Origin of the sequence: Haloarcula hispanica ATCC 33960 (assembly GCF_000223905.1) — an archaeon.
GTDB lineage: Archaea > Halobacteriota > Halobacteria > Halobacteriales > Haloarculaceae > Haloarcula > Haloarcula hispanica.
In genome coordinates this window covers 244313-263882 of sequence record NC_015943.1, presented here as the reverse complement: position 1 = coordinate 263882, position 19570 = coordinate 244313, and the positions used below count along the sequence as shown (strand labels likewise).

The 19570-nt window shown below is 55.5% G+C and carries 15 protein-coding genes; 11 read left to right on the top strand and 4 right to left on the bottom strand.

Annotation, left to right across the window (positions count from 1 at the left end; genetic code table 11):
• Positions 1 to 3: 3 nt before the first annotated feature.
• From HAH_RS16405 to HAH_RS16390, 4 genes are all read left to right on the top strand, one after another.
• A complete protein-coding gene (locus HAH_RS16405) occupies positions 4 to 534 on the top strand; it encodes a GNAT family N-acetyltransferase (RefSeq protein ID WP_014030817.1) in 531 nt (176 codons plus the stop codon).
• Positions 535 to 1515: 981 nt separating this feature from the next.
• Positions 1516 to 2313, top strand: a complete 798-nt coding sequence (locus HAH_RS16400) for a DUF7847 domain-containing protein (protein ID WP_023842926.1) — start codon at positions 1516 to 1518, stop codon at positions 2311 to 2313.
• 88 nt (positions 2314 to 2401) lie between these two features.
• Positions 2402 to 2854 (top strand): ArsR/SmtB family transcription factor, encoded by a 453-nt coding sequence (locus tag HAH_RS16395; protein ID WP_014030815.1) that lies wholly within the window; start codon positions 2402 to 2404, stop codon positions 2852 to 2854.
• A 62-nt stretch (positions 2855 to 2916) separates the two neighbouring features.
• Positions 2917 to 3744, top strand: coding sequence for a hypothetical protein (locus HAH_RS16390; RefSeq protein WP_233425855.1), 828 nt, complete (start codon positions 2917 to 2919; stop codon positions 3742 to 3744).
• Positions 3745 to 3859: 115 nt separating this feature from the next.
• Here HAH_RS16390 and HAH_RS16385 read toward each other — a convergent pair whose 3' ends face one another.
• Positions 3860 to 4147, bottom strand: a complete 288-nt coding sequence (locus HAH_RS16385; RefSeq protein ID WP_008308543.1) for an amphi-Trp domain-containing protein — start codon at positions 4145 to 4147, stop codon at positions 3860 to 3862.
• A 187-nt stretch (positions 4148 to 4334) separates the two neighbouring features.
• Here HAH_RS16385 and HAH_RS16380 point away from each other — a divergent pair, with 187 nt between their 5' ends.
• Positions 4335 to 5189 (top strand): coenzyme F420-0:L-glutamate ligase, encoded by an 855-nt coding sequence (locus tag HAH_RS16380; RefSeq protein WP_023842924.1) that lies wholly within the window; start codon positions 4335 to 4337, stop codon positions 5187 to 5189.
• An 86-nt stretch (positions 5190 to 5275) separates the two neighbouring features.
• Here HAH_RS16380 and HAH_RS16375 read toward each other — a convergent pair whose 3' ends face one another.
• Positions 5276 to 6355, bottom strand: coding sequence for a CNNM domain-containing protein (locus tag HAH_RS16375; RefSeq protein WP_014030812.1), 1080 nt, complete (start codon positions 6353 to 6355; stop codon positions 5276 to 5278).
• A 329-nt stretch (positions 6356 to 6684) separates the two neighbouring features.
• On the opposite strand from HAH_RS16375, the gene HAH_RS16370 reads away from it, so the two are divergent.
• Positions 6685 to 6948, top strand: coding sequence for a hypothetical protein (locus HAH_RS16370; protein ID WP_014030810.1), 264 nt, complete (start codon positions 6685 to 6687; stop codon positions 6946 to 6948).
• 173 nt (positions 6949 to 7121) lie between these two features.
• Entirely contained in the window at positions 7122 to 7802 is a 681-nt protein-coding gene (locus tag HAH_RS16365; RefSeq protein ID WP_014030809.1) for an IS6 family transposase, read from the top strand.
• A 105-nt stretch (positions 7803 to 7907) separates the two neighbouring features.
• Here the strand turns inward: HAH_RS16365 and HAH_RS16360 are convergent, their stop codons facing one another.
• Positions 7908 to 9080 (bottom strand): Fic family protein, encoded by a 1173-nt coding sequence (locus HAH_RS16360; protein ID WP_014030789.1) that lies wholly within the window; start codon positions 9078 to 9080, stop codon positions 7908 to 7910.
• Positions 9081 to 9557: 477 nt separating this feature from the next.
• Here HAH_RS16360 and HAH_RS16350 point away from each other — a divergent pair, with 477 nt between their 5' ends.
• Both HAH_RS16350 and HAH_RS16345 read left to right on the top strand, forming a co-directional pair.
• The gene (locus HAH_RS16350) at positions 9558 to 11231 is read left to right on the top strand and encodes a transposase (RefSeq protein WP_014030790.1); all 1674 of its coding nucleotides are present in this window, start codon (positions 9558 to 9560) and stop codon (positions 11229 to 11231) included.
• 354 nt (positions 11232 to 11585) lie between these two features.
• Entirely contained in the window at positions 11586 to 12608 is a 1023-nt protein-coding gene (locus HAH_RS16345; protein ID WP_014030808.1) for a tyrosine-type recombinase/integrase, read from the top strand.
• 92 nt (positions 12609 to 12700) lie between these two features.
• Here HAH_RS16345 and HAH_RS16340 read toward each other — a convergent pair whose 3' ends face one another.
• Positions 12701 to 13537 (bottom strand): hypothetical protein, encoded by an 837-nt coding sequence (locus HAH_RS16340; RefSeq protein ID WP_014030807.1) that lies wholly within the window; start codon positions 13535 to 13537, stop codon positions 12701 to 12703.
• A gap of 145 nt (positions 13538 to 13682) precedes the next feature.
• Between HAH_RS16340 and HAH_RS16335 the strand changes: the two genes are divergently transcribed.
• Both HAH_RS16335 and HAH_RS16330 read left to right on the top strand, forming a co-directional pair.
• On the top strand, positions 13683 to 18788 hold the full coding sequence (locus tag HAH_RS16335) for a VWA domain-containing protein (protein WP_079891644.1): 5106 nt from the start codon (positions 13683 to 13685) through the stop codon (positions 18786 to 18788).
• Positions 18785 to 19528 (top strand): hypothetical protein, encoded by a 744-nt coding sequence (locus HAH_RS16330; RefSeq protein ID WP_014030805.1) that lies wholly within the window; start codon positions 18785 to 18787, stop codon positions 19526 to 19528. Before HAH_RS16335 ends, HAH_RS16330 begins: the two co-directional genes overlap by 4 nt.
• Positions 19529 to 19570 lie beyond the last annotated feature (42 nt).

Genomic DNA, 19570 nt, shown 5'->3' with positions numbered 1-19570 from the left:
GGTATGGAGATTGTGGAACTCTCAGCAAACGAGCCTGCTGTCCGGCGCTTTATCGAGGAACTCTGGCTACCGTACTACCGCGAACTCGAAGGGACTGTCGATACGTTCTCACTCGCCGACGACGTCGACCTCGTCGCGGAGGAACTCCCGTTCCGCGTCGATCGACTCGATTCGGAGGAGTATCGAACGTGGATCGCCGTCGATGGATTCACCGACGAGACCCCACTCGCCGATGCTGATGGTGAGTTTGCCGGGTATATCGCGGCCGAAGCCGACGAAGCGCCGAGTGTCTTCGACCGCCCCGACCGACTGTTCATCTGTGACATCTACGTTGGCGAACCGTATCGTGGAACCGGACTGGCTGAGGACCTGTTCGACCGTCTCAGAGACTGGGCACGCGAAGCCGGATGTGAGGAGTTCAGTCTCGATCCGCACGTAGACAACGAGCGAGCCATCGCCTTCTACGAAAAGCTCGGATTCGAAAGGACGCAGTCTCACATGGTGGCTAGCGTCGACGACTGTGAGGAGAGATAGGAACTGATATTTGCCCGTTCGTTTGGAGGGAAATGGTGGGCTGCAATGGGCACCTTGCGTAGCGCCCACCACTTTGCTATGTCAGAGGCACGGCTGGGTTCTGGACCCGGGAAACCCAGTCAGACGACCAGCAGTCAGGGGAGCTCGAAGCGGGGACCAGAACCCACTCGGTTGTGACAGACGCCACATAAATAGCCTTTGTGGAACCACGGTAGCAAATACCACGCATCAACCCATTCACAATAGTGGCCAGCTCTACCACCCTACCGATGTTTCCAGTGGCGTACGCACTTGGACGTACACACTACCCCGTGGCTCCGCTGTGTACACCAGCAGAATGGTGGATAGGGGTGGGAGAAGCGGTCTGCAACGCACCATCCGAAGTCGTCTACTTCGACGACGGGCTCTACCCTGAAACAATCGATGGGATGGGTGAGTCCAATGGAATTGGACAGGGCACGGAACCCACTTGCTCCTGATACGAGTGGCCACGAAAACGCTTGTGTCACCCCCACGCTGTCTGTCGATTTTCCGATTACACAACTCACTCAACGATAAACTTCAATGAGACACGCTTGCACGACTCCGACGGTCCAAGCAGCAAAGGCTTGGGGAGATGATGTGCAGCTGGGGGGAGCGGCGTGCTACACACCATTGGAAGCCGTCATCTACGACAACGGGTTCTGGATCCGGGCCGATCGGTGAATCGGATACGATTCAGGGGGGAAGTGGAGTGGGGACCAGAACCCAACTATTCAGTACGTGCTTGGTATCAAAAATACTTGTGATTCAGAGTTACAGTCTATCCATCCGACAACTGCAGAGGCTCCACCGTCCCGCCACCAGAAGGTGGCTCGATGACTACCCCACCGAGCGTTGGCGAGATCGGTACTCGTCGCCTGTACTACCGTTCAAAATGCTCAAATCTGATTTTGATACTACGCTCGACCTAATACCCGACGACAGTAATTCGTGAACACAATGGTGACAGTCTCCGCATTCAAAGACGGATCCGCTGCCCTCCGAGAAAACCCGATCCTGTTCGTTGCCGGGCTCCTCATCGGGGCCGTAAGTCAACTCCAGTACGTGGATCATCTGATCGAATCACCACTACTGTCAGCGGGTGTCTCTCTCGTATGGCTCATTGTGTTCCCGTTCGTTCTCGGTGGCTTCATCGGCACCGCACAGACCGCAATCGAAGGAGTAGACGCGTCGTTCACCCAGTTTTTCATTGAAGGGCGAACACATTATTTCCCACTTCTCCTCGCAACTGTGTTGTTCATACTTATCGTGTTCGGGACCGCTGTCGGACTCGGATTTATCGGGTTCATCCTCGGTATCGGATCGATGGCACTCGCCCCAATTAACGAGATGGCTGCCTTCGTCGCCGGCGTCGGATCTATACTCATCTGGCTGCTGTCCATCCTCGTTGTCATTATGTTCGTGCAGTTTTACGACACTGCGATTGTCATCGAGAACGAGAGTGTTACTGATGCGTTCCGAAAAAGTGTTGCACTCGTCCGCTCAAATCTCAGAAGCGTCGTTGGATTCTCGCTGGCGTGGAGTGTCCTGCTGAACGCCTTCTTCATCCCCGAATATCTCGTCCGGTTGACGCTGACGGACGCTGGACCGGCTGACGTATTACCGATTGAGATAGGGATTCCGATGACCGTCTTGCTCCCTCTTGGGATCGCTTTGTCTTCAGTCGGCTTCGCGTACTTTTATACGGTCTACACGGCCTATTACTTGCGATTGACTGCTGTCCCGGAATCAACATAAACACCGACCAACAATTACAACCGATAGTTTCGAACAGCAACCAGCCGGGTCAGATCCCGTGCTCCAGCCACAGCAGCTACTCACACACATGGCACGACTTCTTCCAACACAAACTGACGCCGCCGTCGAACGAAGTGATAACCCCGCTATCTTGAGTCTCGATGACGACACGACACGGGAGGTAATCGAAGCGTTGTCCTCCGAGACTGCGTACGAGATTTTCCAACTGCTCAACGAAACGCCAGCGACACCGGCACGGATCGCTGAGCAACTCGGCCAGAGCCTGCAGAACGTTCACTATCATTTGGAGAATCTCGAATCGGCTGGCGTAATCGAAGTGACTGACACCTGCTATTCGGAGAAAGGCCGTGAGATGAGTGTATACGTCGTATCAGAGGACCCGACACTCCTCTTTCTCGGCACTGAGGACGACCGCCCGAGTCTCAAACGTGCGTTCAAATCGTTCGCTTCGCTGCTTGGTCCCCCCTCGGTTTTACTCGCTATCGGCGAATCCGTCTCACAGTTCATCACTGCCGAATGAGCGAACACACCGACCCCCCAGTCCGAAGCGCTTCTACCAGTGACGACACAAGCGAGTGTGACGTGGCACCAACGATCAAGTCACGGGAAGATATCGATGGCTGTGGTTGTCTCGAATGCCGAAACATCGAGACGACGACCACCAATCGGACCGTCCTTGATGCATTGGTCTGGTCCGTTCGCCTGTTTCGCTCCTACCCCTCGATCATCGCCTTCGCGGGTGTGACTATCTTGGCCAACCGACTTCTCGAGACGGACATCATCAACGGGCTCCCGATGCCTGTAATCGGCGTATTCGATGCTCTCACGGCGTTTGTGTTCATAATCTTGATTCGAGCTTATGTGGGAACAATTGTCGCCGGAGAACTGACTGATAACTCTGTAACGATACGCGAAGGAGTCCATCGGAGTATCACCCGGACACCGGCGTTGATTGGCGTAACACTGCTTATCGTTTTTTCTGTAATGACGGTTCCGTTCTTTCTGTTTCTGCCACTACTCCTCCTTGCTGGCGCTATTCCGGGAAATCCCGCAGATCTAGTTGGCTTTCCCGTGGTTGCGGCGGTGGGTGCGCTCGTTTTTGCCGTGCCGTTTCTCGGCTTGCTGTTCAAGTTCTGGTTCGCACCGGAGGCCTGCGTTATCGGCCAATATGGCCCTCTCAAATCACTTCGGATTAGCTGGCAGATTACGACGAACTACCGTCGGAAGTTCGTGCTCATCGCAGTGATCGCTATCGGGAGTGTAAGCAACCTCTATCTACCCGAGATAGGGACGGGCGTCGCTTCGGTGACGCCTGTTTTGCGTGTGTTCTCTACAAGCGTTGGAGACCTACTTTCAATCGTGTGGGCGAGCGCGTACGCCCACCTCTACATCCAAGAGATTGTATCGTAAACGCAGTCCCCCAGACAGAAACAGGAGGAAGAGTTAAAGAGACCGGACAGCACAGCGACTTCATTTGTTTTAGATAGGTTCCGCTGAATCGACTTCCCAGCGTGTGTTGGCGTGATTACTCGATTTCTAACTGACCACTTCCGCCGCCCTCCTCGCCATCATTTTCGTCCCATTCGAGTTCGAACTCGACACTTAGCTCCGTCATATTGTCTGCCGGCCCTTCACGTTCGGCTTTGACCTCGAAGGTCGGTCGGGCAGGGGGATCCAGCGTTACGGACTCGGAGCCTGCTTTCAGGTTGATAGCGTTTCCGCTGTCGAGATTATCCGCGACTTTCCGGAGGTACGATGCGATCTCTTCTCGGCTCTGATCACTTTCTGACTTGAACAGGACTTCTTCGGGCATACAGGAATCGATACACAGCCTGCACCAATAAAGCCGCCTGCCGTGTGGGTGCGACGTGATTACGTTCCGTCGACTGCCCGATACCGCCGGTACACTGAGTGGGACACGTTTCGAAGAACGTCTCGTCTATTCCCAGCGATGTGCAATCGTCTCAGCGTTGAAGTGTGCTGTTTCCGATCTTCAACTGATGACGGAACTAACGTTCCACGGACTTAATATCGGGCAAGTCGAACCGAACGACGACCTCGTCGACCGGATCGTCGAGACAGCGGCTGCAGAGTATCCCCTGACAGACGGTGACATCGTCGTCGTCACCGCGAAGGTCGTCTCGTTCGCCGAGAACCGACTCGTTGAAGCCGACGAGGTCGAAGTCACTGACCGCGACCACCAGGTGGCAGACATCACCGGCATCGATCCGCGAGAAGTGGCCGTCATCTACGACGAAAGCGAGGTCATCGGTGCGATCCCGATTGCAGAGGTCGGCGAAGACGTGCTGTTGGAACATGCCGTAGACCCCGAAGCGGCACAGGAGGCACTTGCTGAGGTCCCAGCGATGCTCGTGACCGAGCGGAACGGTCGACTCTGTACGAACGCGGGTGTCGATTGGTCAAACAGTCCGGACGGGATGATGACGTTACTACCTGAAGATCCAGACGAGAGTGCCCGTCGCCTCCGCGAGGGAATCGAGGCACAGACTGGCGCAGATGTGGCTGTCGTCTTGGCCGACTCGGAAATTGCCGGCCCGGGTTCGATGGATCTGGCGATCGGGTGCTCAGGGATCGAGGCGATCGATAACAACTTCGGACAGACTGACCTGTATGGAGAGCCGAAGGTCGGCGGTGTCGACCTCGTCGCAGACGAACTCACCGCCGGGTCGGCGTTGCTGTTCGGACAGGCGGACGAACAGATCCCCGTTACGGTCGTCCGGGGACTGGAGTACGAAGACGGAGAGGGCGTGCCGAATTCGGGCGGTGTCGTCCGCCGCGGACTCCGCAAGAGCGTCCAGCTAACGGCTCGCCTGAAGGCCCGCGAGTGGTTCTGATAACGACGTTATAATCTAGAGTCGGGATACTGGAGAGGTCATCGAACTCTCGGTACACATTGACGATGATGTGCCTGTGCTGACAGTCACTCGGCCGCGCGATCCATCGGGTCTTCGAGTTCACCGGTGATTGCCTCGAAGGCGTCTGTCGCGGTGAGGAGACCCACGACATCGTCGTCTGCAACCACGAGGGCGAGTTCCTGACTTTCGGCCTGACACCGGTCGATGAAGTCACTGATAGTCGTCTCAGCAGCGACAGTTAGCGGCGAGGTTGCCAGTTCTTCGAGTGTGGTCGTCCCCGAATCCAGCGCTTCGTAGTTGTGCAGCACCGTCGGCGCGTAGACAACACCCACGAACGAGTCCAGTGAGCCTTCGATCAACGGAAAGCGGACGTATGGCATTCCGTCGATCCGGTCCATGTTCGTCTCGAAGTCGTCAGTCGTCGAGAGCGCGACGATGTCACTGCGGTCAACCATGATCTCACTGACCGTCGTCGCGCCGATGTCGAGAGCGTTGATAACTTCAGTCCGTCGCTCTTCAGGGATATCGAGTCGGCTGAGCGACTCGCCCATTTCGCTACGCAGTTCGGCCCGAGTAGTTGCGAGATCGCTTTCGGCCTCCGATTCGGTCCACGAACGGGAGATCTCAACGCCGAAGAGGCCCAGCAACGTTTTCGCCACCCAGTCCGCCGAGATGATTACCGGATACATGAGCTTTGTCCAGGCGTACAGCGGGCCCGAACCGTACCTGGCGACGAACTTGGCACGCTCGATCCCCAGATACGTGGGTGCCTGCTCGCCGACAATAACGTGCATGAGATTGACAACGACCAACGCGAGGAGGACAGACAGTGTCGTGTGTCCGCCGCCGGTGACGCCAACTGCACCCAGTAGCGGTCCCAGGACTGCTGTGACGGCCGGTTCAGCGACCACTCCCAGGCCGACACTGCAGATGGTGATCCCCACCTGACAGCCTGTGAGAAATATCTCCAACCGCTTGGTCATGTTCCAGGCGCGTTCAAGTCCACGTCCATTACCGAGAAACTCCGCCTCCTCGAACTGCCTGACGCGGGTCATCGCGAACTCGGTCGTGACGAAAAAGCTGTTTCCCAGAAGGAGGGCGACACCACCGAACAGACGGAGCCACGTTACCAGCGAGATAGCCATCAAATCCTGGTTTCTCCGGGCATTATCTAAATCTATTGTTGACACGCCGGAGTCGGACGCTCTATGTAGATTTAGGACCTCACAAAGCCGGTTAGTTGAGACGTCTGCTTGCTGCGAATGTGCCTAGCAAACAGCAGCAAGCAGACAGTGAAATTCACGAGTACCAACTCCTTAACTTCCTCGTCAACCGGCTTGACGAGGAAGTTTCTCTCGGTCTTGCGAACGTTTCTATGACACGCTGGTGTCTTAACCAATAGCGACCGCAATACTTCCCGACTGTTGGTTAACGCTACTTTTGTGTCTCCCCGGTCGGGTGAGGGATTTCCTTCATGGACCCGACTGAAACAGTTCCAGACTACGAGCGCTTCGAGCGCGAACAGATCGCACAGGACCGCGACCGGCAGCGTCCCGATACTGTCGAGATCGACGAGCCACGAGGCTGTGAGGTGGTCACCAGTCTACTCAATGAGGGTGTGGTTGAGCCAATTCCTGAACAAAACGTCTTTCAGCACGTTCCATCCGGGCAGTGTTTTGACTCCGACATGGCGCTGGTGTACTTTCATAAGGGCTGGGAGGCTGCCACCGAGGAGTAGCGGATTTGCGTCTGTTAGACTCTTAAGTCAATAGAATGAGCTACCAGACTATCTATTTGCGTTAACTACTCTCGGAAAGAATTAATTGTCACAAATACACATATGGTACACGTAAAGGCACTGTCTAGTTGAGCGAGTTTGAGAAGCGAGGAGGTCTTAGTGAGTTTTTGTCCATGAAGCTCGCAGACCTCCTCAGAGAAACGTTAGACGAGGACAGTCAAGACGTTTGGGAGAACGAGCGCACCCCGACACCAGTCCGGCGGTTTGGGGTGCGTCTCCACACGGCGGGGCTGTCGATCAGGGAGACAGTCGCAATTTTAGACTTGCTGGGTGTCGATCGCTCTCACGGAGCGGTCTGGAACTGGGTTCACACGCTATCGGAAGCACAGAGCGACCCGCCGACGGCGGAGCCGTCGCGGGTCGCGGTCGACGAGAAACAAATCGAGGTTGACGGCGAAAAGAAGTGGCTGTACGCCGCCGTCGACGTTGATTCGAAGCTGTTGCTAGAGGTCGACGTGTTCAGCCGCCGCGGGACCGACCCCGCGGCGGCGTTCCTGCACCGACTCACTCAGAAACACGATGTCGCCGATACAGAGTTTCTCGCCGATGCTGGCGGCTATCTGACTGCCCTCTCACGCCACGATTTGAGCGGTCGGCTCAACTACCGAAGCCGGAACCACATCGAAAAGTGGTTCCAGACTGTGACCATGCGAATCGACCGCTTTCATTTCTTCTGGAGGGGCAGTCAATCCAGCGCGAAACAGTGGCTACGACGCTTCAGACACCACTACAACCACGAACGACCCAACCAAGCACTTGACGGACGAACGCCAACTGAGGTCATCCAAAACTAGACAGTGCCTAGAACTTGAGATCCCGAAAACGTGACTTCCCCCTCTCCCCAGTAGTTGAGATTGGCCATCTCAATGCATATGGCTCGTCTCTTGTTAGGCTATGATCTAGAGCTGGTCGATTGGCTTGTTAATAATCTCGAAGACTTCGCTTGCACGGTAGAACCGATTACGCTCTTTTCCAGTGAGTTCTTCGAGTATCCCGTCATCTTCGAGTTGTCCAATCAGTCGGTTGGCTGTGCTGTATTCGACATCCAACCAGTCGGCTGCTGTGTTCACGTCCAAGTACGGATCTTCGAAGAGTCGCATGACCAGTTCGAGGATATTCTCAGACCGCTCGCTCTGGTAGCGCTGTTGATAGTCCTCTCGGAGGTCGACCAGTAGGTTCGCTCGCTGGTGAGCTTCATCTGCCTGTGACTGCACACCACGTAGAAAGAACAGCAACCATTCTTCCCACTCACCCCGCTGACTGACTGCCAGTAGGTGATCGACGTAGTCCGAACGTCGTGCATTGAAATACGAACTCAGGTAGAGATACGGCTCGGGCAAAAGACCGTCACGTTGTAGGAGGAGACTGATCAATAGCCGCCCGAGTCGTCCGTTCCCATCGAGAAACGGATGAATCGTCTCGAATTGGTAGTGAATCAATCCGATTCGGAGGAGTGGATGTAAATTCGTCTCTTGGTTCGCATACTCGAGCAAGTCTTCGAGAAGGTCAGGGATTTCGTTCGGTGGTGGCGGCACGTACCTGGCGTCTTGGATGTATGGCGTACTGCCGATGAAGTTCTGGGTTGTACGAAGTTCACCTGGGTCAGCCTCATCCCCACGGACATCCGAAAGCAACCGGTTGTGCATTTCGCACAGCAATTCGACGGTAATTGGATCGCCAGCTGTGATCGCATCCAATCCGTGCGTCAGGGCGTGTAGATAGTTCACGACTTCCTGGGTGCCCTGCTGTCTGTCTTCGTCGATAAGAGCTTCCTGTCCGGCCTCATAGGCGTAGATATCCGAGAGGGTAGCATGTGTTCCTTCGATTTGCGAGGATTCCAGGGCTTCTTTTCGAATGAACGGTTCGATCAGGATCTCTCTTGAGCCAACACGTGGGCCGATACCGTGGAGTCGTCCAAGTGCCTGTGTCGCCTCGGCCAGCGGTGTAATGAGCTGTTCAGTGTCAGTTGAGGGGGGAAGCGGGTCAGGCCGGAACGCCGAATACGTCCCTTTCGGCGTTGTCGTGGGAATGATTTCGCCAGGGGCCGTCTCGTCGAAGTCATCTCGCTCCATCAGTGGTATTTCTACAGATATGCTGGCCACTATTGGTATTTACGGGACCAAATCAAAATAGTATGGCTGTTGATTGCACCGTCACCACTACTCGGGATTTCTGGAGACAGATTTGATATACAGCTTTCGCCCCCTATCTTGCAGGTGAAACAACTGCTCAGTAAGGTGCTTAGTTATCAACAGATGACCCCGGCTCGGAGGTGGTTCTCTCACGTACTGCTTGGGTCTTTCCCCTGTTATAGAGCCAGAATAGGACGAGTAGCGTCAGAGGGAACAATACAATAGCGATGATGGCAAGAGGCGGGAAGAGGAGGAATAGACCAAATGTTTTCCACGAAACGAGGGTGTCACGGGGCATAACTGAACTTCCGGTCAAGGCAATATCTGTCTTGTGGACTTCAAAAAAGTGAGTTTACGTACCTTCCCTGTACTGAGCAGTAAACGGATTCTTGAGCCTGCCGTGGCCAGCATCTCGTATTGGTTGCGAGCTGTGATTCACGACGCACTGTCTTTCAACGAATCGCACAGCAGTCATACGCTGAGTGGCCAGCATATGATTCGACTTCACTCTACGACCGGAGTTCTCTCGCCGGCCTGAAAGAAGACATCTGGACCGTTGCGTCCACATGGTTCGACCATGAGGACCACCACTCCGTCGATGAGTTCGTGTCTCACTACCCAGTAGCATATGTCGAGTTTGGGCCACACGACCGGTATTCTGGAGCCACCCAGTACGAGATGGCTCAACTGTTCCGATTATTTCTACTCAAAGAACTTCACGGCTGGACCCACGAAACGGCACTCCTCACGTACCTCACCCACCATCCTGAGCCCCGTGAGCAACTAGGCATAGAGACGATCCCAGACCAGTCGACGCTATGGCGAAGCTGGCACGATCGATTCACTACAGAGCTTCGCGAGACAATTGAGGCAGCTGCGCGGACGATTCTAATCAAGGCTCAGAACGCAGGCGTTGCTGTTCCGCGCGAGCCAGAACGTAGCTTTCCACCGCAAGATGACGAAGAAGAACCAGTCTCAGACGATCAAGCCGTCCTCGACGAAGCGGCATCAATTACGAACCACATCAGTCACGTCGTTTTCCCGGCATTCTCACTGAATCGTGACAATGGCTGTGAGATCCACGAGAACGCCTACTGGGACTTACAAACATATCTCGGACTTCGTGAGCGGTTAGCTGCCAATGAAGGAGCCCGCAGTTTCGTCTATGAATCGAATCGGGATCGGACGCCATTGGGCCACGCCCATCGCGATCAGATTCGTGACCTCTCTATTGAGCAGATTCGGGAGATGTACCGGCAGGCTGTGACTCGACTGTTGGAGGAAGCAGCGGAGACGGAGGAGTTCTTCCGAGCAGGAATCATCGCTATCGATATTACTGAAGCAGACCCGTTCACAGGCGACAGAACCGGACACGAAGATGAGATTATTGGGACAAAGGAGAAGACCGATGAGTACGCCTATCAGTGGGCGACGGTCCAGTTGGTCGGCAATGCGGTTCCGATTGTCCTCGATGCCCGTCCTGTACGAAGAGGTGAATCACGGAAAGAGATAGTGGAGGATCTGCTGGATTCAGCCCAAGACGCCGTTCACGTCGATAACGTACTGATGGATCGTGAGTTCGACAGCCAGCACATTCTGGAGATGCTCAGCCAACGAGGGCTTTCGTATGTCGTCCCGAAACGGATGCAGACGAGTGAGAGAGCCCAAGCCAAGCGATTGCTCCAGCGGGGTCAAGACCGATACGAGACGGATAGGAAACTCCATCTAGGGAAGAACGAGTGGCACGAGACGACACTGATCTACCGCCGGAAAGAAGACTCTGAGCACGGGGACTATCGACAATACTCGGTATTCATGACGAATACCAGCAGTGCCTTTCTCACCGAGTATGGGTATCGCTGGGAGATTGAGAGCGGCTATAGGTCGATCAAGCGGTTCATGGCTGCCACCACGTCAAAAGATTTCGGGCTTAGATTCTTTTATTTCGCGTTTGCGTGCCTGCTGTACTCGATTTGGCGAGCAGTGGATCTGCTCGTGCAGGTCGAGTTGACTGGTGAGTACGAACACTCGCCAATTGTGACAGCCGACAACACGCTGACGTTGCTGAAGAAGGAGACAGGAATCGGGTAGCAGGGTGCTTGATTCGGGTTAGCGCGGTGTTTGAGTGGCTACACTGCTGGAAGTCTCGAAAATTTGCCCATTTGATTGGCAATGTACCAAGAATAGCCATCTGAAGAGTAATTTGAGGCAGTTCCCGATCACTGAAACAGTCGAAACCACGCATTACAGTCCCGCTAAACCCCCTGTAGTCTCAACTACCCCTTAAGATAGATTGATATAGCTATATAGACTTTATCAGGCACAGAAAGCCCGAATATTCACGCATAGAGTGACTGAAACGCCGATATTCTGGTTTTGTAGATAGGTTTGTATTAGTGTAGTAAGCACCACCAGTTTTAGGCGGGCCGCCGCTGTACGGGAAGCATGGATCGGCTTCCGCCTGCATACGACGCTACTCCCGGGGATGATGCCCTCGAAGCAGCCATCGAGAAACGACTGGTCGATATCGACTCCGGGCGCTACCGAACAAACGTCGCCAGCGTGCTACGGAAGTTCGCAGCTTGGTCCCGGGACCAGCACAATATCTCCAGTCCCGAGGACATCGACGACGACCTCTGTCGGCAATACGCTCGTGACCTTGCTCGAGCTGATGACCGAGACGATATTTCACCGGAGACTGCTCGTCGGTACTTCGCGTATGTCCGCTCGTTTCTCACGTGGGGTGTCTATGAGGGCTTGATCCCGACGAACCCGGCCAAGACCAACCACGCCGAAGGTCCGCTCCCGACCGATGAGACCGAAACAGACCAGCAGTACTGGACCGCCCGGGACCGCGACGCTATCTGCGCTACCGCGACGGCTCGCGTCGACAAGGCCGGCGAGAGCGACGATATCGACCGCACGGCGGCCTACCGCGACCAAGCACTCGTCTTCTTGCTCGCGTACTCAGGAGCCCGCAGCGCGGAACTGGTTGCTGTCTCTGATGATGAAGAACGGAATGGTCTGCGGTGGCGACACGTCAACCTCGAAGCCGGTACAATGCAGGTGTTCGGCAAGAACCGAACCCGAGAGTCCGCGCCGATCCTCGACGATGCGCTTCGCCCGCTCCGGCGCTGGAAGCAACTTCGAGAGCCCGACGAGAATGAAGCTGTGTTCCCCAGACTCGACAACGCGGCAAAGGCATTGGATCCGACACCGTCGATCACCACACAGTCGGCTCGAAATATCCTCGCCGATCTCTGTGAGTGGGCCGACTATGAGTTCGAGGAACCACTAAAGCCACACGGCGCCCGTCGTGGCCTCGGGCGAGAAATCTATCGCGAGAACCCACAGCTGGCACAGGACGTACTCCGGCACAAATCCATCGAGACAACCCACGAAGGCTACGCACAGGAGGCCGCGAAGCGGACACGCGACGAAGCGAACGATATCATCTCCGGTGAGTAAGTTGCCAGTACCTCTTCACATGGAAGCGACAGACGACCCCCAATTGAGCCGGTCAGCGAGGTGAGAACGTGTCGTGTGTCTTGGACTCGCTTCTACAACCGACGGTAAATGATGATCCCACCGAGAACAGCGACGATCATGCTCCCGCCGATAAGCAGATTCGTGGGTGAGCCGCCAGACGGCTCGACAGTGTCTGTGGTCCCGGTCTGAGACGGGGTGATTGCTGGCCCACCACTGCTGGTCTGGGTTGAGGTTGATTGCTTGGTGTCTGTCTCGGTCGAGTGTTCAGTTTCCGTGGCCGTTGTTGTTGGGGTGTCACTGGGCGTCGGTTCCGTTACTGTCGGTGTGGCCGTCGCTGTTGCTGTGTCACCAGAGTCACTGCCGCTGGAGTCGCTACCATCATCGTCATCTCCGCCATCATTATCACCGTCATCATTACTACCGCCGGAACTCGACGAGTCTTCCTCGGTAGGAGTTTCTGTTGCAGTCGGAGTCGGTGTTGGCGTCTCCGTTGCGTTTTCTCCGGACTCGACTGTCAGTGTTCCATCGCGGACGCTGGTGACATTGTATGCGGTCCCGGATTCGTCACCGACGGCTGCAACGGTCAGATCCACATCGCTCGTCCCGGCAGCCTCGCCGGTGAGCGTGACAGAGGCAACAGATATCGAGCCACTGTCGGCGGTATCCATTCCAGTCGCCGCGATACGGACGCCGTTTGCCTCCTCGGCAGACTGGACTGTTTCTGGATTTCCAGCAACAGACGTGTTCGAGACTGTTGCAACCGAATCGTTGGTGCTTGCAATATCGAGATCCAGTGAACCAACCCCGTCTGTGGTCGACGTGACTACGATATCAACAGTGGTTGTGTTTCCAACCGTAACAGTGTCAGTCGAAGGCTGGACCACGACACTGGTCGTTCCCGCCCCCATCGCGATCCCCGCCCAGAGGGATACTGCTATACAAAGGCCGAATACTGTCGCAAGCTTCCTCATTAAATATACTGTCTCAATAAGTAGGATTAAGTATTCTGGTTACTGATTCAAAATCACAATACTACCTCTGGTGGGGGTTTATATGGCAAGTTCAACGACAAAATTACAAGCGTTATTTGGAGTATTACTATTAGTGACTGTCGGTCCGGTCTCGGGAATGATGACCGGTACCGGGGCCGGCCCGCTGCAGACGGCTGGCAATGACATCCCTGGTACAAGTGCCGGAAACCAGGCCGTCACCACGGCTGGAAATGAGCCGACACGGACACAATCGACACAAACACCCACCTCTACGGCCGGGAACCAGGCGACCGGACCACTTTCGACCAGCTGGAATGGCTCAACCGAGCCGAATGCGAGTGCTATTGAGCAGTTAGCGCCCCGGGAAAACGACTCTCACCCGTACCCGCTCGTTGGCGATAACCAGCCCACTGATCCAGATGGCGACGGACTCTACGAAGACGTCAACGGCGATGGCGCTGTCAACATTGTCGACGTTGACGCCCTGTCTCGTCACTTGGGATCCACAGCAGCCGGTGCCAACTGGAGCGCGTATGATTACACGGGAGACAACCGAACCGACGTCGGGGACATCCAGTGGCTCTTCGTCGCCACGCGCTCGACGCCCTCCAATGACACTGATGGCGATGGACTTCCGGATGCCTACGAGCGAAACGTTACGAAGACCGACCCCAGGGTAGCAGACTCTGACGGGGATGCTGTGATTGACGGCGCAGAAGACTGGGACAATGATACGCTGCCAGCGTATCGCGAATACCGACTCGGTACTGACCCCCGAAGCAACGATACAGACGGTGACAGGCTCCCTGACGGAGTCGAATCACGGCTCCAGAGCGTTGATCCGACCGACCCCGATACGGATGACGACGGCGTGCAGGACAGCGCTGCCGATCCAGATAACGACTCACTGAGCATCTACAACGAGACCGTCGCAGGTACTCTCAGCAACGATCCAGATACGGACGGTGATGGCCTGCTGGACGGGACAGAGGTCCACCAGCTTGGAACCGACCCGCTCAAAGCGGATACAGATAGTGACGGCCTTCCAGACGGCGCGGAAGTTCGCCTCGGAACAGACCCACTCGTCGCCGATAGCAACGACAACGGCGTCAGTGATGGTGAAGAGAGCTATACCACGACGGCGGCCAACGAGACGCTCGGAGTTACACTGAGCCTGACTGGCAACGGTGATATCGGCAATGGGACGACCATCGCCCCGCAAGATGACCCACGGTTCAACACGTCCCGCGTAGGGAATATGAGTGCCTCGCCAGTTGTTAAACTCAACTCCGAGCAAGAATTCTCCTCGGCTAACGTTACCCTGGCGTACAACGAGACTGGGGTGGAAAATGAGAGTCAGGACCTCGCCGTGTTCACATACGATCCCGAGGCGGGGATTTTCGTGCCGTTGAACTCCACTGTTGACGCCACTAACAACACGGCCACTGCGGAAACGACTCACTTCTCCACGTTTGCGGTCTTTGACATCTCCAACTGGGCGACGACGTACAACGCAACTGAGCCAGTGCGACAGACCGACGACGATGGTGTCAAGCCCGTCGATGTCGTCATGCTGCTGGACGCCTCGGGGTCGATGAAAGGCGAAGACCCTGACCGACTAGCGAAGGATGCTGCACAGCGATTCACGGGCAGTCTACTGGAGACCGACCGTGCGGCGGTCATTGAATTTGATAACTTTGGGCGTGTCAAACAGCCGCTGACGAGCAACCACACAGCGGTCAACCGCTCGATACGGGATGTGGAATACGAGGGTGGCAACGGCGGGACGGACTTCGCATCGATTAGCGCAGCAAACGACCACTTCGCCGAACAGAGTAGTCCGAACCGCACCAAGATTATAATCTTCCTGACGGACGGGAAATCGAAATATTCCGATGGGGTGGCCGAAGCCGAGCAAGCGGCCGAACAGAATATTACCATCTATCCGATCGGATTCGGTGGGGCGACGCGCGACCAACTCTCAGCCATCGCCACCGCAACCGGCGGGGAGGTCAACTTCGTCGATGACGCAGCGGGACTGCCGACAGTGTTCTCGCGTGTCGCAAATACCACGACCGAGATCAACGATACCGACGGTGACGGCCTGAGTGACGAGATGGAACGCGAAGGGGTCATACTGGGTGGACCCAATGGGGATCGCGTCACGACAGATCCGAAGAGCGCTGACACCGACGGTGACGGCCTCTCCGACAGCAGAGAAATCGGCCAGTACACGGAAGTCAGTTATCGTGGCAGGACCGCCTCCTATTACAACCATCTCGCCAATCCAAGGCAGGTCGACACTGACGGCGACAACCTGACCGACGCGGAGGAAGTCGCAGGCTGGGAAGTTCAGCGGACACAGAGTGCAAACGCCTCAAAGGGATATTTGAACGTTTCTCGTCCCGATCCCTCGAAACGATTGCTGAGGTCATATCTCCGTTCGTTGTACCGCGGCGAGACTGAATCGTATCAACCTCAAATTAGTCGTGGTCCAGATAGTAGTTCTTCAAAAGCACTCGCAATAACAATTGCAGAACAAACAGATATCGACGTTTCAACGCTCAATGAAACTGGTCATGGCCCCTCACCGAATGGGTCGTATCTCACGAACATAACGGCTACATCCGACCCGTTACAGCCTGACACCGATCATGATGGACTTGCGGACAACGTTGAGCACCTCCGGGGGACAGACCCCAGTCGTGCTGATACTGATGGCGACGGCATCTCTGACCAGACGGAGTTCACAAGTGGAACGGCTCCAGTCCTGTTCGACCACCGCGCTCCAACGGTAACCATCGAAAGCATTCGAACAAAGCGTATAAAAAATACAACAAAAGTGATTGTGAGGCAACAGGGCACTACAAAAACGGTACGCCCTGAAAACATCAAGACTACTGATTCGACTTCTTCTGGGGCTATTCTGGTTGCAAAATACCGGTATACCGTCCGTTTACGTGCGCATGATCCGAGCGGTGTCTCCAAATTGGTAGTGAAGCCAGATTGTCAGTATCTTGCTCGTCGAGCAGGCTCGAACTTGGGCTCTCTCATGGAGTCAGCGTGTCAGGGTGATGGGGAGACAATCCGATTCGACAACGAGACAACAACATCGTACAGGCGAGTCGAATTCACCGTCCGAACACCTATCGACAAAGCTGGAGTGTTTGCCTTTCAAGAGTTTAGTCAGTTCTTTGAATCCTTTCCAGTAGCTGTTACAGCAGTTGATAGCAACAGGAACAGTCGATCCAGTGACTACACTTCTCCCGGAGCAATTCCCGAGTTAGCCAAGACTGCTGCTGACCATCCGGCTACTGGCGAGCGGACGGAAGACCGCGTGATCGAAGAGATCGCATACCGTAGCGGGGGAGTATGGGGTGTTCGACAATCAGCGCTTGATCTGTCATACTTCCTCTCACATCCGTGGACGGCTGTTACCTGGCTCGGAAATATCGATCGACTCCCTGATGCGGCTTTGAGAGCGCCCGAAACCCTCCCCTCTGCAGCCAGAAATCTTCAAGACCGGCAGAACCCCTTCGACCGGAGGACTGAGACAGAGAATTACAAGCTCTATGGTCAGAACTGGTTAGTGGGATACGGCAGTGGCGTCGCTGGCTCTGAGCTCAGTATCGGCCTTGCAACCGGTGGTGGCTCAACGGTCTCGAAAGCCGCAAAATTGCGGAAGGTAACTGACACAGTTGGTGATGCTGGAACGGCAGCGAGAGGCTGGACCTTCCATCGGTCGGTCAGGATGGCCTCAACCATTTCGAAAGGCACTGATATCAAGCCAGCAGGAACCCGGCGCGCACTCGGGCGGGTGACGATACCCGAGCGTGTGCGCCACGCACAGCGGCTGAACTCACCACGGTGGACACGACTCATCGAATCGCTCCCAGAGCGTGCTACAGGCCCATCCCGAACCGAACGAGTCAGCCGCACTATGCGCCGGACTGGCGATGATGGTCGTCAACTGATGCTCCAACTGCACAACTCGGGTGACCAGCGCGCTCTAGAAACGTTCATCGCAATGGACGAAACGCCAGGGACACAGCGGGCACTGGTTCGAGCGTCTCGCGAAGATCCCGACGTTTCGAAACAGGACCTCAGCGAGGCGCTGCGGAGGTACGACGAACTGGATGCAAACGAGAGAAGCGAATTCGACCGGTTCGTCGAGGCGTCCGGCGATAACGGTATCAAGTTCGCTTCGGATCTCGATACCGACCAGGCAAGAGAGTTCTTCAGCTCAGCCTGCCGTCGGTCACCGTCCATCGGCGCTGCGCCGCGACCGCGCAGCGACCGCTTCTACTCTATCAAGACAATTGGCGGTTCGAGCCTAGCCGGCTGTGGTGACGACCTCACTGACGCCGAAGAGACGAGATACTACAGTCGCATCGCCGATGTAGCGGCCGAAAACGAAGATATCAGTGCGGGTGAAATATTTGAACAGGTATCCGATGTCGACGATGCAACCCGGAGAGAGGCAGTCAAACGGCTGTTAGCTGACTCCGGCGAAGATGGAGTTCGACTCACCCGCAATATCGATTCCGACGCACAGGAAATCTTCTTCGACCTCGGCCGAAACGATCGTATCGATGGGTTCGACGATTTCGATGAGTGGCGTTCGGCAATTGCGAACGCGGAGGATGTCGATGCGGCAGAAGCAGGCCGGTACGCCGAGCGTGTCGACAGCGCTGCCACCCGGGATAACATAGATGACGTGCATGAAATACTTGATGAGACTACCCCGCGTACCGATGCAGTGGCAGGAGAAAGCGGTGAAGCCGCGAGCGCGATTCGGTACGCGGACGACGGTGCCGAAGTTGAGATGGAGCCAGGACAGACCGATGCCTACGATATGTCCGTTGAAGAAGGGGGAACGACCGAATACGTCGAAGTGAAAACGCGAGCCGATAACGACGTCGATTACAACTATATCAATACACAAATATCTGAAATGAACAAGAAACACAACAATGCGCTTGATGATCCAGAGTTAGATGTCTCCGAGAACGCACAAGTGCTAGAGATCCGGACGAGAGCACCGTCTGATGAGTTGTCATCGGCACAGACAGCCGCGGAGAATGTTCTCGACGACCGGGTAGATGCGCAGGTAGATGAGATCCGTTTGGTCGCTGAAAACGGTGATACCGTCACTGTAGAACCATGACACAGATCAATCGGCCCGAAGTTCGAGTGTCGATAGCAGCAGGTTTAACATGGGAATTTCTCGTCCCGTCGTCGGCAGCGACATGTGCCGAACAGGCCGAAGAGATGTGCGAGTTTTGCGACCGGTTGTACAGTGCGTTTGGCGAGTTTCTTGTCCCCATTGAGATCAGTTATGTCATCACCAAATTCGACCAAGACAGAGAGCTCAGACCGGACACCGATACTGGTGAGCAGGTGAGACGCGAACTGCGAAACGACGCTGGGATCGGTGTCTCGGAGTTCGTCGAATCCACTGCAATTGACCAACACGGGGTTCGCTGGATTCCGCAAGTCCCGTTCGATAAGAACCGCTACAAGGTCCATTTCGACGGCACTGACTATGCCGTCAAGCGGAGTGATTGCACACCGTATCAAAATGGTGAATGCCGCCAAGGAATGGCTATCCCAGACCCGCTGGAGCTGACTGTTACCCATCGACCAGCGAGGGACCTCCTATCAGCCACCGCAGATCACGTACTGACCGTCTCAGTTGCGATGCATAGTGATCTCTGGCTGCGTACATCGACTGACGGGGAAAGAAATAGAGAGTATCTCGGGAGCTTTCTGTCGGATATAGCTGGTGCTGTTTCAGCCGAATCAGTAAAACGGGACAAGTACAAAACCAGCGACTTCTGGAACGATCTATCCGTCTACAGCGGTGACGACGCCTATATCAATCTAGAGCCGGAGGAGATATACTAACAGCTACCGGCGGCCAGTATCGGTACTTCCCAACCAGCGTAA